The sequence below is a fragment of the Luteipulveratus flavus genome (assembly GCF_029439465.1).
Lineage (GTDB): Bacteria > Actinomycetota > Actinomycetes > Actinomycetales > Dermatophilaceae > Luteipulveratus > Luteipulveratus flavus.
Genome location: NZ_JAROAV010000031.1, coordinates 40,128 through 53,694, shown reverse-complemented (window position 1 = coordinate 53,694; position 13,567 = coordinate 40,128). Strand labels below are relative to the sequence as shown.

The 13,567-nt window shown below is 71.7% G+C and carries 16 protein-coding genes; 7 read left to right on the top strand and 9 right to left on the bottom strand.

Translation table 11 applies throughout. From position 1 onward, the window contains the following. Positions 1 to 10 precede the first annotated feature (10 nt). Positions 11 to 523: a general stress protein gene (locus P4R38_RS12205; RefSeq protein ID WP_275238332.1), complete on the bottom strand. Its 513-nt coding sequence runs from the start codon at positions 521 to 523 to the stop codon at positions 11 to 13. A gap of 95 nt (positions 524 to 618) precedes the next feature. Next, a complete protein-coding gene (locus P4R38_RS12200; protein WP_277192372.1) occupies positions 619 to 1,371 on the bottom strand; it encodes a L,D-transpeptidase family protein in 753 nt (250 codons plus the stop codon). A gap of 471 nt (positions 1,372 to 1,842) precedes the next feature. On the opposite strand from P4R38_RS12200, the gene P4R38_RS12195 reads away from it, so the two are divergent. The 4 genes from P4R38_RS12195 to P4R38_RS12180 all read left to right on the top strand — a co-directional run bounded on the left by P4R38_RS12195 (position 1,843) and on the right by P4R38_RS12180 (position 5,486). Next, on the top strand, positions 1,843 to 2,325 hold the full coding sequence (locus P4R38_RS12195) for a hypothetical protein (RefSeq protein ID WP_277192371.1): 483 nt from the start codon (positions 1,843 to 1,845) through the stop codon (positions 2,323 to 2,325). A 55-nt stretch (positions 2,326 to 2,380) separates the two neighbouring features. Continuing rightward, positions 2,381 to 3,679 carry a magnesium transporter MgtE N-terminal domain-containing protein gene (locus P4R38_RS12190; RefSeq protein ID WP_275238329.1) on the top strand — a complete coding sequence of 433 codons (1,299 nt, stop codon included), beginning with the start codon at positions 2,381 to 2,383 and terminating at the stop codon, positions 3,677 to 3,679. An 87-nt stretch (positions 3,680 to 3,766) separates the two neighbouring features. Beyond that, positions 3,767 to 4,315, top strand: coding sequence for a DUF1003 domain-containing protein (locus P4R38_RS12185; RefSeq protein WP_409201261.1), 549 nt, complete (start codon positions 3,767 to 3,769; stop codon positions 4,313 to 4,315). Positions 4,316 to 4,349: 34 nt separating this feature from the next. Continuing rightward, positions 4,350 to 5,486 (top strand): Mrp/NBP35 family ATP-binding protein, encoded by a 1,137-nt coding sequence (locus P4R38_RS12180; protein WP_277192370.1) that lies wholly within the window; start codon positions 4,350 to 4,352, stop codon positions 5,484 to 5,486. A gap of 3 nt (positions 5,487 to 5,489) precedes the next feature. On the opposite strand, the gene P4R38_RS12175 is transcribed toward P4R38_RS12180, so the two are convergent. From P4R38_RS12175 to sigE, 5 genes are read right to left on the bottom strand one after another with little or no spacing between them, the layout of a single operon-like run. Then, a complete protein-coding gene (locus tag P4R38_RS12175) occupies positions 5,490 to 5,927 on the bottom strand; it encodes a CoA-binding protein (protein WP_277192369.1) in 438 nt (145 codons plus the stop codon). A gap of 40 nt (positions 5,928 to 5,967) precedes the next feature. Further along, positions 5,968 to 6,345, bottom strand: a complete 378-nt coding sequence (locus tag P4R38_RS12170; RefSeq protein WP_277192368.1) for a Sec-independent protein translocase family protein — start codon at positions 6,343 to 6,345, stop codon at positions 5,968 to 5,970. 32 nt (positions 6,346 to 6,377) lie between these two features. Next, positions 6,378 to 7,811 carry a S1C family serine protease gene (locus tag P4R38_RS12165; RefSeq protein ID WP_277192367.1) on the bottom strand — a complete coding sequence of 478 codons (1,434 nt, stop codon included), beginning with the start codon at positions 7,809 to 7,811 and terminating at the stop codon, positions 6,378 to 6,380. 29 nt (positions 7,812 to 7,840) lie between these two features. Continuing rightward, a complete protein-coding gene (locus tag P4R38_RS12160) occupies positions 7,841 to 8,443 on the bottom strand; it encodes an anti-sigma factor family protein (protein ID WP_277192366.1) in 603 nt (200 codons plus the stop codon). Continuing rightward, positions 8,443 to 9,099 (bottom strand): RNA polymerase sigma factor SigE, encoded by a 657-nt coding sequence (sigE, locus tag P4R38_RS12155; protein ID WP_275238323.1) that lies wholly within the window; start codon positions 9,097 to 9,099, stop codon positions 8,443 to 8,445. The genes P4R38_RS12160 and sigE overlap by 1 nt, the downstream gene beginning before the upstream one ends. A 145-nt stretch (positions 9,100 to 9,244) precedes the next feature. Between sigE and P4R38_RS12150 the strand changes: the two genes are divergently transcribed. Further along, on the top strand, positions 9,245 to 9,877 hold the full coding sequence (locus tag P4R38_RS12150; protein ID WP_275238322.1) for an O-methyltransferase: 633 nt from the start codon (positions 9,245 to 9,247) through the stop codon (positions 9,875 to 9,877). Positions 9,878 to 9,883: 6 nt separating this feature from the next. On the opposite strand, the gene P4R38_RS12145 is transcribed toward P4R38_RS12150, so the two are convergent. Both P4R38_RS12145 and P4R38_RS12140 read right to left on the bottom strand, forming a co-directional pair. Continuing rightward, positions 9,884 to 11,110, bottom strand: coding sequence for a glucose-1-phosphate adenylyltransferase family protein (locus tag P4R38_RS12145; protein ID WP_277192365.1), 1,227 nt, complete (start codon positions 11,108 to 11,110; stop codon positions 9,884 to 9,886). A 77-nt stretch (positions 11,111 to 11,187) separates the two neighbouring features. After that, positions 11,188 to 11,355, bottom strand: a complete 168-nt coding sequence (locus tag P4R38_RS12140) for a DUF3117 domain-containing protein (RefSeq protein ID WP_275238320.1) — start codon at positions 11,353 to 11,355, stop codon at positions 11,188 to 11,190. A 216-nt stretch (positions 11,356 to 11,571) separates the two neighbouring features. On the opposite strand from P4R38_RS12140, the gene P4R38_RS12135 reads away from it, so the two are divergent. Next, on the top strand, positions 11,572 to 12,396 hold the full coding sequence (locus P4R38_RS12135; RefSeq protein ID WP_277192364.1) for a PaaX family transcriptional regulator: 825 nt from the start codon (positions 11,572 to 11,574) through the stop codon (positions 12,394 to 12,396). A gap of 28 nt (positions 12,397 to 12,424) precedes the next feature. Beyond that, entirely contained in the window at positions 12,425 to 13,216 is a 792-nt protein-coding gene (locus P4R38_RS12130; protein ID WP_277192363.1) for an enoyl-CoA hydratase/isomerase family protein, read from the top strand. The last annotated feature ends 351 nt before the right edge of the window (positions 13,217 to 13,567 follow it).

Genomic DNA, 13,567 nt, shown 5'->3' with positions numbered 1-13,567 from the left:
CGGACGATCCTCAGGTCAGCGTCGGACCCGCACCGGGCCGCTGCGCCAGCAGGTCGCGTGCCTGCTGGGCGAACTTGTGCTCCACCAGGACCTCGTACTTGGTGGCGACCACCTGGCTGATCGAGGTGAAGTCGCGCTGACCACGGGTGACGCCGTAACCGATGGCTGCCCAGACGGCTCCGAAGATCGCGCCGAAGATCATCGTCGAGATGACCATCGCGAAGGTGTCCGAGCCGTTGCTGAACAGCGCGAAGATCAGGCCGACGAAGGCGCCGAGCCACACGCCGGACAGCACGCCGCCCAGGATGACCCGCCCCCACGTGAGCCGGCCTGTGACGCGCTCGACCTGCTTGAGCTCGGTGCCGACGATCATGCAGTTCTGGACCGGGAACTCATGATCGGACAGGTAGTCGACCGCCTGCTGCGCGTCGACGTACTGGTCGAAGACGCCGAGAGACATCGGGTACTCCAGCGTCAGACCGCCGGACGGCGGCCGCATCGATGACATGCCTGGGGTGCTCATCCTCGGAGTCTTCCACGGCGAGCGCCTCCTGACGACGGCCGAGGGCCGCCCCGACAGCGTCGGAGCGGCCCTCGGGACGTCGCTGGTCGTTCCGGTCAGTAGACCGTGACGGTGGCGCCGATCTTCAGGGCGCCGCGCGCGATGATCGTGTCCTGCGCGGCGGTGCTCAGCCGGCAGCAGCCGTGCGAGGCGTTGTACGGCGGGATGCTCGTGGAGCCGTGGATCGCGATGCCGCCGTTGAAGAACATCGGACGGTAGAGGTCGCCGAGCGCTCCGTGGTACCACCCCGGGACGTAGCGGAAGACCTTGAAGGTGCCGCTGGGCGTCCGACCGTCGTACCAGTGGCCGCCGCTCTCGAACGGCTTGTTCGCACCGGTGCTGGTGTTGAGGCACAGCTGCACCGCTCCCGAGGAGACGACGAACATCAGCTGACGCGCCTTGTCCACCTCGATGCGCGTCGTCGTGTAGCGCGACTTCGGCCGCTGGCGCAGGTTGACCTTGCCCCAGGTGAGCGGGCCGACCACACCGTCGCGGGACAGACCCCAGTACTTCTGGATCGCCCACACCGCCTGCTGGGTCAGGTGGCCGAAGGATCCGTCCACCGACCCGAGCCAGTAGCCCGCGCCCGACAGCTTGGTCTGCAGGTCCTTGACCGCGGTACCGGTACTGCCGCGCTTCAGCGTCGGATAAGTCGCGGCGACCACGGCGGTCGGCGCCGACGCGGGTGCCGCCGTCGGACGGACGGCCGCGTCGGCGCGTCCTGCCGTGGCGATACCGATCGCCCCCACTGTCCCGGCTACCGCGGCGCCCTGCAGCGCCTGGCGCCGATCGATCTTGATGTTCGTCATCGTTCCTCTGCCCTTCGAAGTCAACGCCCGGCCCGGATGCCGGTAGTGACGGTCCTCCCCGACCCTCAACGACCAGGACGCCGTACCCGCCCCCGACGTTGCACGACGATCCTGGGAAAAATCTGCCGTGTCCTGACCGTGACCTTAGGAGGTTCGCGGTCACCCCTTGATACCGGGCCGGGATGCAAGAAGCCCCCTGCCTCGGGCAGGGGGCTCATACGGTTGCTGCTGCGCTCAGCGACGGCGTCCGATGATCCGACGAGCACGCTCGGTGCGGTGCTTGTCCATCGCCTCGACGAGCGCCCGGCCGCCGTGGGTGTACATCGCGGTGGTGTTCACGATCTCCTCCGATTCCTTGGTTGTTCATCCGCTCCAACGCTTGTGCACCAGTTTATATTTCGAACTCGAAAAGTAACGAATCGTATGACCGTGACCTCGGTCACGCTGCCCTCCTCGCCGTACGATCCGGGCATGAGCCCCACCTCCGACGCCGCGCCGACCACGACCCCCGCCGACCGTCTGGTCCAGGAGGCGCTCAGCAAGTCGGGGCTCCTGTGGATCCGGACCGAGGAGCGCACCTGGCCGGTCTGGCACGCCAGCGTGGAAGGCACCGCCTACGTCGTCAGCGGGCCGGGCGAGCAGCCGCTCCCTGAGCTGCCGGAGCGGGTGTGGCTGGTGCTGCGCTCCAAGGACTCCCGGGCGCGACTGCTGACGGTGCCCGCCGCCGTCCGGCGCATCGGTGCCGACGACGCCGAGTGGGCCGCAGCGACGGCCGCCCTCAGGTCGAGCCGGCTGAACTCCTCCGTGCCCCAGGACCGGCTCGTCGACCACTGGGCCGAGCACGCCCGGGTGCTCGCGCTCGAGCCGGACGTCGCCCAGACCGAGATCGGCGCGGCAGGCGAGGAGGAGTCCGGCGCTGCTCCCCCGCTGCCCACGGACGCGGTGACGCGGTGACCCGAGGTCGACCGGGTGCCGGATTCCCGTGTGCCCTCTGGATAGCCTGTCCGGGATGAGCACGAGTCGCGTCTTCGTCGCCCGGATGGCCGGGCTCAAGGTCTTCGACCCGCTGGGTGACCAGGTGGGTCGGGTGCGCGACGTCGTCGTCATGTTCGCCGGCCCGCAGCGGGCGCGAGCCATCGGCCTGGTGACCGAGGTGCCCGGCCGACGCCGGGTGTTCGTGCCGATGACCCGCGTGACCTCCATCGACGCCGGCGCGGTGATCACGACCGGTCTGGTCAACATGCGGCGGTTCGAGCAGCGAGCGAACGAGACGCTGGTGCTCGCCGAGGTCCTGGACCGCGGCGTGGTGGTGCATTCCCCCGACGGTGACTACGAGGGCGTCGTCGAGGACGTCGCGATCGAGCAGAACGCGCGTCGGGACTGGATGGCCGTCAAGGTCTTCGTCCGTCGTCGCGGCGATGCGTCCACGGCCACGCGCGCGGTCTCCCGGCTGACCCGCCGCCGTACCGGAGCCACCGCCCTGGTCGACATCACCGACGTGTCGGGCCTGCACGAGCAGCCGGCGGCGCAGAGCGCCGAGCGACTCCTGGAGACCTACGACGACCTGCGGGTGGCCGACCTCGCCGAGGTCATCCACGACCTCAACCCCAAGCGCCGGGCCGAGGTCGCCGCCGCGCTGGACGACGAGAAGCTCGCCGACGTCCTCGAGGAGCTCCCCGAGGACGACCAGGTCGAGATCATCGCCGGTCTCGGCACCGACCGCGCCGCCGACGTCCTGGAGGCGATGGAGCCCGACGACGCCGCCGACCTGCTGGCGGACCTGCCGCCGGAGCAGGCCGAGGAGCTGCTGCAGCTCATGGAGCCGGACGAGGCCGCCCCGCTGCGCCGGCTGCTCGCGTACGACGAGAACACCGCCGGCGGTCTGATGACGACCGAGCCGGTGATCCTCGGACCGGAGGCCACCATCGCCGAGGCGCTCGCGCTGGTCCGGCGGGAGGAGATCGCGCCTGCGCTCGCCGCGTCGGTCTACGTGTGCCGGCCGCCGATCGAGCCGCCGACCGGTCGCTACGTCGGGATGGTCCACACCCAGCGGCTGCTGCGCGAGCCACCGCACACGGCAGTCGGGCAGGTCATCGACAAGACCGTCGAGCCGATCCTCCCCGACGCACCGCTCGGCGAGGTGACCCGGACGCTCGCGACGTACAACCTGGTCGGCATGCCGGTGGTCGACGCGGACGGCCGGCTGCTCGGCGCCGTCACCGTCGACGACGTGCTCGACCACATCCTCCCCGAGGACTGGCGCGAGGAACGCCACGAGATCCGCCCCGGACAACCCAGCTCAGCGTGACGACGAAGGAGGTGACCCGTGACCGAGCGTCCTGCGCAGGAACGCACCCGCGAGCGTGACAAGGAGCTCAAGGCGGACCGGACCCGGCTGAGGGCCGGCGCCCGCCGCGAGGTGAGCCGCCTGGACCAGCCGCGCGAGCTGCGCCGCCGCCTCTTCCCCACCGTCCCCATCAGCTCCGAACGATTCGGCGTCTGGAGCGAGAAGTTCGCCCGGTTCATGGGCACGGCGACCTTCCTGATCTGGATGACGATCTTCGTCGCGGTGTGGCTGGCGTGGAACACCTTCGCGCCCGAGGCCGCCCAGTTCGACCCGCGGTCGCTCAACTACACCCTGCTCACGCTGATCCTCTCGTTGCAGGCCTCGTACGCCGCGCCGCTCATCCTGCTCGCCCAGAACCGCCAGGACGACCGCGACCGGGTCGGCCTCGAGCAGGACCGGGCACGGGACGAGCGCAACCTCGCCGACACCGAGTTCCTCACCCGCGAGGTCGCCTCGCTCCGGCTGGCGATGCGCGACACCGCGACCCGCGACTTCGTCCGTTCCGAGCTGCGCTCGCTGCTGGAGGAGATGGAGGAGCGGGGGTACCTGCGAGCCGAGGTCGAGGGGCCCGCGGAGCAGGACAGGCCCACCGCGTAAGAGCGTGCCCCGGACGCGACTTACCATGGAGTACATGTCTGCAGCACCCACTCAGGACGCTGTCCTGGCCGCACTCGCCACCGTCGACGACCCCGAGATCAAGAAGCCCATCACCGAGCTCGGCATGGTCGACGCGGTCGAGATCTCCGACTCCGGCCACGTGCGGGTCACCGTGCTGCTCACGATCTCGGGCTGCCCGCTCAAGGCGACGCTGACCGAGCGCACCACGCAGGCCGTCCAGTCCGTCGAGGGCGTCACCGGCGTCGAGGTCCGTCTCGGGGTCATGACCGACGAGCAGCGCACGGCCCTGAAGGAGCAGCTGCGTGGCGGGGCGGCCGAGCGGGAGATCCCGTTCGCCAAGCCCGGCTCACTCACGCGGGTGTACGCCGTCGCGTCCGGCAAGGGCGGGGTCGGCAAGTCCTCGGTCACGGTCAACCTGGCCGCCGCGCTCGCCGAGCAGGGCCTGTCGGTCGGTGTCGTCGACGCGGACGTGTACGGCTTCTCGGTCCCCCGCATGCTCGGCGTCGAGCAGCGCCCCACCCAGGTCGACGACATGATCCTGCCGCCGATCAGCCACGACGTGAAGGTCATCTCGATCGGCATGTTCGTCCCCGGCAACCAGCCGGTGGTGTGGCGCGGGCCGATGCTGCACCGGGCGCTGCAGCAGTTCCTCGCCGACGTCTTCTGGGGTGACCTGGACGTCCTCCTGCTCGACCTGCCGCCGGGCACCGGTGACATCGCGATCTCCGTCGCCCAGCTGATCCCCGGCGCGGAGATCCTGGTGGTCACCACACCGCAGCAGGCCGCCGCCGAGGTGGCCGAGCGTGCTGGTGCGATCGCCCTGCAGACCAAGCAGCGGGTCGCCGGCGTCATCGAGAACATGTCGTGGCTGGAGCTGCCGGACGGCACCCGCCAGGAGCTCTTCGGGGCCGGCGGCGGTCGTACGGTCGCTGAGAGCCTCACCCGCTCCATCGGCGCCGAGGTGCCGCTGCTGGGTCAGATCCCGCTCGACGTCCGTCTGCGCGAGGGCGCCGACGCCGGCACTCCCGTCGTCCTCGGCGAGCCGACCAGTGCGGCGGCGGTGGCCCTTCGCGGCATCGCCAAGGGCCTGGGGGCGCGCGCCCGCGGTCTCGCCGGTCGCTCGCTCGGCCTCACTCCGGCCGGACGCTGACCCTCAGGCGACGTTGGGGCCCAGCCGAGGCCACTCGATGGCCGGGCACCGGTCCATCACCATGTCGACGCCGGCGGCCGTGACCCGGTCGTAGGCCGCCGGGTCGACGACGCCGAGCTGGAACCACACCGCCCGCGCACCGATCTGCAAGGCGTCGTCGGCCACGTCACCCGCCAGGCCGGACCTGACGAAGACGTCGACCACGTCGACCGGGAACGGGATGTCGCTCAGGCGCGCATACCCCTGCTCACCGTGCACCGTCTGCGCCTTGGGGTGCACCGGGACGATGCGCTTGCCGTTGCGCTGCAACAGCTTCGAGACGCCGTACGCGGCACGGCTGGGGTTCTCGGACAGGCCCACCACCGCCCAGGTCTCACCGCGTGCGAGCACGCGCCGGATGACCTCCGGATCGCCCCAGGTCGTGGTCAGCTCGTGTGCCATACCTGCGGGAACCCACCGCGCGAAAGGGCTATTCCGGCCCCTACGTCGCGTCGGCGTCCCACGGGGTGACCCGGTCGGGGTCGTACGGCTGGCCGAAGGGGACGGCGATCGGCGCCTCGGGGGCCGTCGGAGCCTCCTCCGGTGCCGCCGGTACCTCGTCGGCCGGCTCGTCCAGGAGGGCCTGGCGCACGATCTTGCGCGGGTCGTACTGCCGGGGGTCGTACTGGCTCCAGTCGATGTCCCGGTACTCCGGACCCATCTGGTCGCGCAGCTGCGACTTGGCACCCTCCGCCATGTCCCGGGCCTGACGGATCCAGTCGCGCAGCCTGCCGACGTACTCCGGCAGCCGGTCCGGGCCGATGACGAGCATGGCCAGGACCAGGAGTGCGAAGAACTCCCAGGTGTTGATCCCGAACACCGATCAGACCCCCTGCGGGCGTTGCGGTCGCGTCATCCGCCGGCTCCGGCCAGCGTCACCCGGACCGTGCGTTCCTGGCCACCGGACCGTACCAACAGCGCGACCGTGTCTCCCACCTGCCTGGCGCGGATCGTCACGATGAGCTGCTTGGCGCTGCGGACCTTCTGCCCATCGATCTGCAGGATCACGTCGCCGGCCTTGAGCCCGGCCTTGGCCGCAGGACCGCCGGGGCTGACCGCGGGCTGACCGTTGTCGCCCGAGATCTTGGCGCCCTCGCCGGTGTAGGCCTGGTCGACGAACGCCCCGATGATCGGGTGCTGCGCCTTGCCCGTCCGGATCAGCTGCTCGGCCGTCCGCCGGGTCTGGTCGGACGGGATCGCGAACCCGACGCCGATGCTCCCGCTCTCCTCGGACTGGCCGCCGGGGATCCGGGCGATCGCCGAGTTGACCCCCACGACCCGGCCGGCGCGGTCCAGCAGCGGTCCGCCGGAGTTGCCCGGGTTGATCGCGGCGTCGGTCTGGATCGCGTTGATGTAGGACTGCTGGTCGTCGGTGCCACCCGGCGACACGGGCCGGTTGAGAGCGCTCACGATGCCGGTCGTGACCGTGCTGTCGAGGCCGAGCGGAGAGCCGACGGCGATCACCGGGTCACCGACGGACACCGACTTCGACTCACCGAACGGCACGGCCGCCAGCCCGGGCTTGTTGACCTTCACGACGGCGAGGTCGTACGAGGCGTCTTTGCCCACCAGCTTGCCCGGCACCTCGCTGCCGTCGGAGAACAGCACCGTGATGTGCCCGTTGGCACCACCGGCCGAGACCACGTGGTTGTTGGTGACGATGTAGCCGTCCGCCCGCATCACGAAGCCCGACCCCGTACCGCCGGACTTCTCGCCGGCGTCGGCGACCTTGAGGGTCACGACGCTCGGCAGGACGGCCTTGGCCACGTCGGCGACCGGCGCAGCCGAACCGGCCGCTGCGGTCACGACCGGCGTCGTGTGCTGGCCGTTCTCCCCTTGACCGACGGCGTACCCGGCGGCCCCGCCGACCGCGCCGGCCAGCAGGGTCAGGCCGATGGCGCCTCCGACCAGGGCGCCGGTGCGGCGGCGCGGCTGCGGCCCGGCGTACGGTCCCTGACCGAGGGGCGCGGGCGCCGGGCCGGGACCCCACCCGCCGTACGGGGACGGACCTGGACGGCCGGGCTGGTAGCCCGGCGGTGCGTACGGCGTGGGTCTGTACGGCGGCGGTACGGGCTGCTGGGGCGGGCGAGGCTGCTGCGGGACGGGCCGCTGCGGGGGTGGTCCCTGCTGCCAGCCCGGGCCTGCGGCCTGGCCCGCGGCGTGCTGACCGGGTGCCGCGTGGGCACGCCCAGGCGGTGCGATGCGGCTCGCGTCGGTGCGTTCGATGTCGATCGGCTCCGTGGAAGAGCCCTCACCCGCGGACGCGTGGCCTCCGTGCTCGGTCATACCGCGATTCTGCCGCAGGGCCCGACGGCTCAGGGCACCCGGACCGTCGTGCGGTGCACGAACGGATGCGTCACCGAGGCCCGCACCGCGTCCTGCGCGTCGCTCTCGGCACGGGCGACGGCCACCGGTACGACCCGTCCGACGGTCACGGCCGAGGTGGCGGCCTTGGACGGGTTGCTGAGCCGGACGGTGGCAGGAACGGAGGTGACGCCGGTCGGCGTCGCCTGCACCCGGGTGGGAAGGCTCACCGCGACCAGGGTCACGCCGACGCAGCCGGCGACGGCCACGAGAGCGAGCAGCAGGGGGTGCTGGCGGACGGACTCGTACTGGGGCGGTGCGTCCGCGGTGACCAGAGTCGGCACGCGGCGAGGTGGCGCCGGCGCCCGGACCGGCTCGGCCGACGGCTGCTGCTCCGCCAGACCGAGCAGGCCGGCCATGAGGTCCTGCTGCCGTCGCGGGTCGGGTCGGAAGGAACGCAGGCTCTCGGTCAGAGCGCGATGCTGCTCGACCTGAGCGCGGCACATGGTGCACACCAGAAGGTGCTGCTCGACGCGCAGTGTCTGCTCGACGCCGAGCAGGCCGTCCACGTAGTCGTGGACCGCCTCGCCCAGGTGGTGATCGCGTCTGGCCATCAGCTCGTCCCGGTCACCACGCGTCCCGTACCCAGAGGTGTGCCGCCCATGAGGGGCGAGCGGACCGGACGCGTCGGCGCCCGGTGCGCGAGCGCCTCACGCAGCTGCGCCCGACCACGGTGGATGCGGGAGCGAACGGTGCCCAGCTTGATGCCGAGGGTGGTCGCGATCTCGTCGTAGGACAGTCCCTCGATGTCGCACAGCACGACCGCGGCGCGGAACTCCGGCGCCAGCGCGTCCAAGGCGCGCTGGACGTCGTCGTCGAAGTGGGTGTCGGCGTACTGCTGCTCCGGAGTCGCGTCGCGGCTCGGCAGCCGCGCGGCCGCGTCGTCGGCGAGCGCGTCGAACCGGATGCGCTGCTTTCGGCGCATCTTGTCCAGGAAGACGTTGGTCGTGATGCGGTGCAGCCAACCCTCGAAGGTGCCGGGGCGGTAGGAGTGCAGGGAGCGGAACACCCGGACGAACACGTCGTGCGTGAGGTCCTCGGCGTCATGGACGTTGCCGGTGAGGCGGTAGGACAGGCGGTAGACACGCGCCGAGTGCTCGGTGACGATCTCCTCCCAGGACGGGGGCTCCCACCCCGGCGGGGCCTCGTCCGGCACCTCGGTGCGGGTCGGTCGCACCCCGGCGACCGTGGTCACGTCGCTGCTGCTCATCGGCTCACCTCTTCCACACTCGGCGCCCCCGCGCCGTACGGGACGTGTCCGTCTCGTACCCGCATCGTCGCGGGTCAACCTGGGCGTTGTCTGGGGGGAACCTGGGGTGCGTCCGTGGATGAGGGGCGCGGCTACAGTCGTCGCCATGAGCACCATGAAGCCTGGAACGTGGGCGTACGCCGAGGAGTTCCCGCTGGAGCCGGAGGTCATCGAGACCGCCCGGCGGCGCGGCGGCGAGCTCGGGTGCACGCCGGTCTCCCCGGGGACCGGCGCGGCGTTGAGCATGCTCGCGGCGGCGGTCGCGGCGCGAGCCGTGGTCGAGATCGGCACCGGTGCGGGGACCTCCGGGCTGTGGTTGCTGCGGGGCATGCCGGCCGACGGCGTGCTCACCACCATCGACATCGAGCCGGAGCACCAGCGGGCGGCCAAGCAGGCGTACGCCGAGGCCGGCATCGCCTCCCAGCGCACCCGCACGATCTCCGGCAGCGCCCTGGAGGTCCTGCCGCGGCTGGCGGACGGCGCGTACGACCTGGTGCTGGTCGACGGCGACAAGCCGGAGTACCCGCAGTACGTCGAGCAGGCGGTCCGGCTGCTGCGCCGCGGCGGTGTGCTCGCGATCGACAACATGCTGTGGCACGACCGGGTGGCCGACCCCGCGGTGCGCGACCAGACCACCGTCGTGCTGCGCGACCTCGGCAAGCAGCTGCGGGACGACGAGCGGCTCGTGGTGTCGCTGCTGCCCGTCGGCGACGGCCTGCTGACCGCCGTCAAGCGCTGAGGCGGCTCAGACCCGCCGGCCCGGCTCGACCCGGGCTCCCAGGGGAACGTCGTGGCCGCCGGTCACCCGGACCCGGGCGCCGACCAGGGTGATCCGCTCGGACTCCACCGGGCGACCGCGCGGACGACCACCGACGCTCGCATCCCGGCCGACGACCACCTCCTCGTCCACGATCGACCACGACACTCGGGCACCCGCACGGACGACGGTGTCGCGGAAGATCACCGAGTCCGTCACCTCCGCGCCGCGCTCGACCACCACGCCCGGACCCAGCACGCTGCGCCGGACCGTACCTTCGATGCGGCAGCCGTTGCTGACGAGCCCGTCGACGACCGTGCTGCCCTCGGCGATCCACGCCGGTGCACGCTGCGGCTGCTGGGTGAGGACCGGCCGGTCGGCCCGGAAGACGTCGACGTGTCCCTCGATCAGATCGCGGTGGGCCTGCAAGTAGGTCTCCGGGCGGCCGACGTCCATCCAGTAGCCGTCCATGGCGTGGGCGACGGTCTTGCCGCGATCGACGAACCACGGGAGCAGGTGCTCACCGAAGTCACCCAGGCCGGTGTCGCCGTCCTCGGCGTCGTGCGTCGTGCGTGACTGGAGCTCCTCCAGCGCCTGGACCAGGAGCGCGGCGTCGTAGACGAACACCTCCGTCGCGATCACCGTGGTGGTCGGCTTCTCAGGCTTGTACGCGATGTCGCTGACCCGGCCCCGGTCGTCGGCGACCACGGTCGCGTGGGAGGACGCCTCCTGCTTGCCGCACGTGGTCGTCACCACCGTGCACTCGGCCCCCGCGTCCAGGTGGGTGCGCAGCACCTCGGTGTAGTCCAGCTGGTAGACGTGGTCCGCGCTCATCACCAGCACCGCGTCCACGCCGGCCCGGCCGATGTCGGCGCGGATCCGGAACAGCTGATCGGCGTTACCGGTCGCGAAGCCGTGGTCCTCGGCCGAGCCCGGCTCCTCCTGGGGGAAGACCAGCCGGAGCCCGCCGCGGGTGCGGTCCAGATCCCAGGGCCGCCCGTTCGCGACCACGTCGTGCAGCGAGTCCGCCTGGTACTGCAGGCACAGCCACACCCGATCGATCCCGCTGTGGTGCAGGTTCGACAGGGGGAAGTCGACCAGCTGGTAGGAGCCGGCGAACGGCAGGGCGGGCTTGGCGCGCTCGCGGGTGAGGACCTCCATCCGCGAGCCCTGACCACCCGCCTGGACGACGGCGAGGCAACGAGAGGTGTCCACGCGGCGATCCTGCCATCCTCCCGGACAGCGCGAACCCCGGTCGCCTCAGGCGACCGGGGTTCGCGTCGGACCGGGTGTCAGCCGATGCAGCCCTTGATGGCCTCACCGAGGGCCGCGGCCTCATCGGCGTTCATCTCGACCACCAGACGCCCGCCACCTTCGAGGGGCATGCGCAGCAGGATGCTGCGGCCCTCCTTGGTGACCTCGAGGGGACCGTCGCCGGTCCTGGGCTTCATCGCCGCCATGGGAACTCCCTTTCGGATCGCGTGGCTTGCAGTCTGAACGCATCGCCACGCGGAGGTTGCCTGCTGGCTGCCCAGCTGATGCGCTCAAGTGTTGACCTATTATCGCCTGCCGCGACGCCCGTGGGAAATCGCGGGGTCCCTCGATCTTTCCCGTTCCGCCGTGGTCGAGGTCGGGCGATCCGTCGCCGCGTCCGACCGGTCCGGCACACTGTCCCCATGCACGCCCGCGCCGCCGTGTTCGACCTCTACGGCGATCATCTCGCCGCTCGCGGCGGCTGGGCACCCATCGCCTCCGTCGTCCGCCTCCTGGCCGCCGTCGACGTCGCCGCACCGGCCGTCCGTACGGCCGTCTCCCGGCTCTCCCGCGAGGGGTGGCTCGAGCCGGAGGAGCGGGAGGGGATCCGCGGGTACGCCGCGACGCCCCGAGCCGAGCGACGGCTCCGGTCCGCCTGGGACCGCATCTACCGCACCACCGAGCAGCCCTGGAACGGCACCTGGCACGTCGTCGTGTGCGAGCACGTCGCCGACCGCCGGCGGCGCGACCGCATCAGCGCCTCGCTCGGCTACCTCGGGTACGCGCGGATGGCCGCCGACACCTGGGTCGGGCCGCGCGTGAGCGGGGAGCTGGACACCGCCCTGGAGGGTCAGCCCGCCCACTCCTTCGAGGGCCGCCTGTCCGGGGACGGCGACGGCCTGGCCCGCGACCTATGGGACCTGCAGGGTCTGGCCCGCGCCTACGACGGCTTCATCCGCTCCGCCGACCGGCTCACCGACGAGGTGCCCGCGCTGACCCGGCAGCCGGAGCAGGCGTTCGCGGTCCGGACCGACCTGGTGCACGAGTGGCGCAAGTTCCTGTTCAGCGATCCGGGTCTGCCGGCCCAGGTGCTGCCGGCGGACTGGCCGGGGCACGCCGCCGCGCAGCGGTTCGACCGCTTGACCCAGGCCCTGCGGCCGGCGGCCTCGACGTTCGTCGACGCCTGCCTGGCGGGCGAACCCGATGCCACCTCCCCGGCGCGCGCCGCTCTACAGTCGTCCGACTGATCCCACCCGCGAAGGAGCACGAGAAGCCATGTCCGACGGTCCTGTCCTGGTGACCCGCGACGGCGGCGTCGCCACCGTCCGCCTGAACCGCCCCGACGCGATGAACTCCCTCGACGTCCCCACCAAGGAGGCGCTGCTGAGCGCCCTGCAGGAGGTGGCGGAGGACGCCGACGTCCGCGCGGTCGTGCTCACCGGGTCGGGGCGGGCGTTCTGCGTCGGGCAGGATCTCAAGGAGCACGTCGGTCTGCTGAAGGCGCAGTCGGACGACTTGTTCCGGACGGTCCGGGACCACTACAACCCGATCGTCACCCTCGTCGCCACCATGAACAAACCGGTGATCGCGGCGCTCAACGGTGTCGCCGCGGGCGCCGGCGCGTCGCTCGCCTTCGCCTGCGACCTGCGGGTCCTCGCCGACAGCGCCGGTTTCAACCTCGCCTTCACCGGGATCGCACTGTCCTGTGACACCGGCTCGTCCTGGACGCTCCCCCGCCTCGTCGGCACCGCCAAGGCCAAGGAGCTGCTGCTCATGCCGCGTACGGTGCCCGCGCAGGAGGCGCTCGAGCTCGGTCTCGCCACGACGGTCGTCCCGGCCGATCGGCTGGACGCCACCGTCGGCGAGCTGGCGAGCCGGCTCGCCGACGGGCCGACCATCGCGTACGGGTCGGTGCGCCGCGCGATCGACCACTCCGCGTCGCACGACCTCGCCGAGTCGCTCGCGTACGAGGGCGAGCTGATGACGCTGACCGGCAAGACCGAGGACCACGCCGGTGCCGTCGAGGCCTTCCTGGCCAAGGAGAAGCCCACCTTCCACGGCCGCTGAGCCGGAACCTGGTGGGCCGGCTCACCGCCCACGGCCGGTTCGGGGCCAAAACCGTCCCGAGCGGTCACTCATGGAGCCCGACCGAGCCTGCGAGCCCGAACAACCGACCCGAGCGGTCACTCATCACACTCGGGGAAGCATCCGCGCAGCGTCTGTCGGAGTCTCCCCATGACTCACCGGGTTTCGACTCGGGCCTCGGCTTCGCCTCGCCCCGGCTCAACCAGCGGGGTGGTCGCCTCGCCCCGGCTCAACCAGCGGGGGTGGTCTCCTCGCCCCGGCTCAACCAGCGGGGGTGGTCGGCTCGTCCCGGCTCAACCAGCGGAGTCGTCGGCTCGTCCCGGCTCGACCAGC

Coding starts and splice junctions, on each gene's coding strand:
- P4R38_RS12195 (WP_277192371.1), top strand. CDS start 1,843: ATGAGCCCCACCTCCGACGCCGCGCCGACCACGACCCCCGCCGACCGT.
- P4R38_RS12130 (WP_277192363.1), top strand. CDS start 12,425: ATGTCCGACGGTCCTGTCCTGGTGACCCGCGACGGCGGCGTCGCCACC.
- P4R38_RS12150 (WP_275238322.1), top strand. CDS start 9,245: ATGAGCACCATGAAGCCTGGAACGTGGGCGTACGCCGAGGAGTTCCCG.
- P4R38_RS12200 (WP_277192372.1), bottom strand. CDS start 1,371: ATGACGAACATCAAGATCGATCGGCGCCAGGCGCTGCAGGGCGCCGCG.
- P4R38_RS12140 (WP_275238320.1), bottom strand. CDS start 11,355: ATGGCGGCGATGAAGCCCAGGACCGGCGACGGTCCCCTCGAGGTCACC.
- P4R38_RS12205 (WP_275238332.1), bottom strand. CDS start 523: ATGAGCACCCCAGGCATGTCATCGATGCGGCCGCCGTCCGGCGGTCTG.
- P4R38_RS12190 (WP_275238329.1), top strand. CDS start 2,381: ATGAGCACGAGTCGCGTCTTCGTCGCCCGGATGGCCGGGCTCAAGGTC.
- P4R38_RS12180 (WP_277192370.1), top strand. CDS start 4,350: ATGTCTGCAGCACCCACTCAGGACGCTGTCCTGGCCGCACTCGCCACC.
- P4R38_RS12165 (WP_277192367.1), bottom strand. CDS start 7,811: ATGACCGAGCACGGAGGCCACGCGTCCGCGGGTGAGGGCTCTTCCACG.
- P4R38_RS12160 (WP_277192366.1), bottom strand. CDS start 8,443: ATGGCCAGACGCGATCACCACCTGGGCGAGGCGGTCCACGACTACGTG.
- P4R38_RS12135 (WP_277192364.1), top strand. CDS start 11,572: ATGCACGCCCGCGCCGCCGTGTTCGACCTCTACGGCGATCATCTCGCC.
- P4R38_RS12175 (WP_277192369.1), bottom strand. CDS start 5,927: ATGGCACACGAGCTGACCACGACCTGGGGCGATCCGGAGGTCATCCGG.
- sigE (WP_275238323.1), bottom strand. CDS start 9,099: ATGAGCAGCAGCGACGTGACCACGGTCGCCGGGGTGCGACCGACCCGC.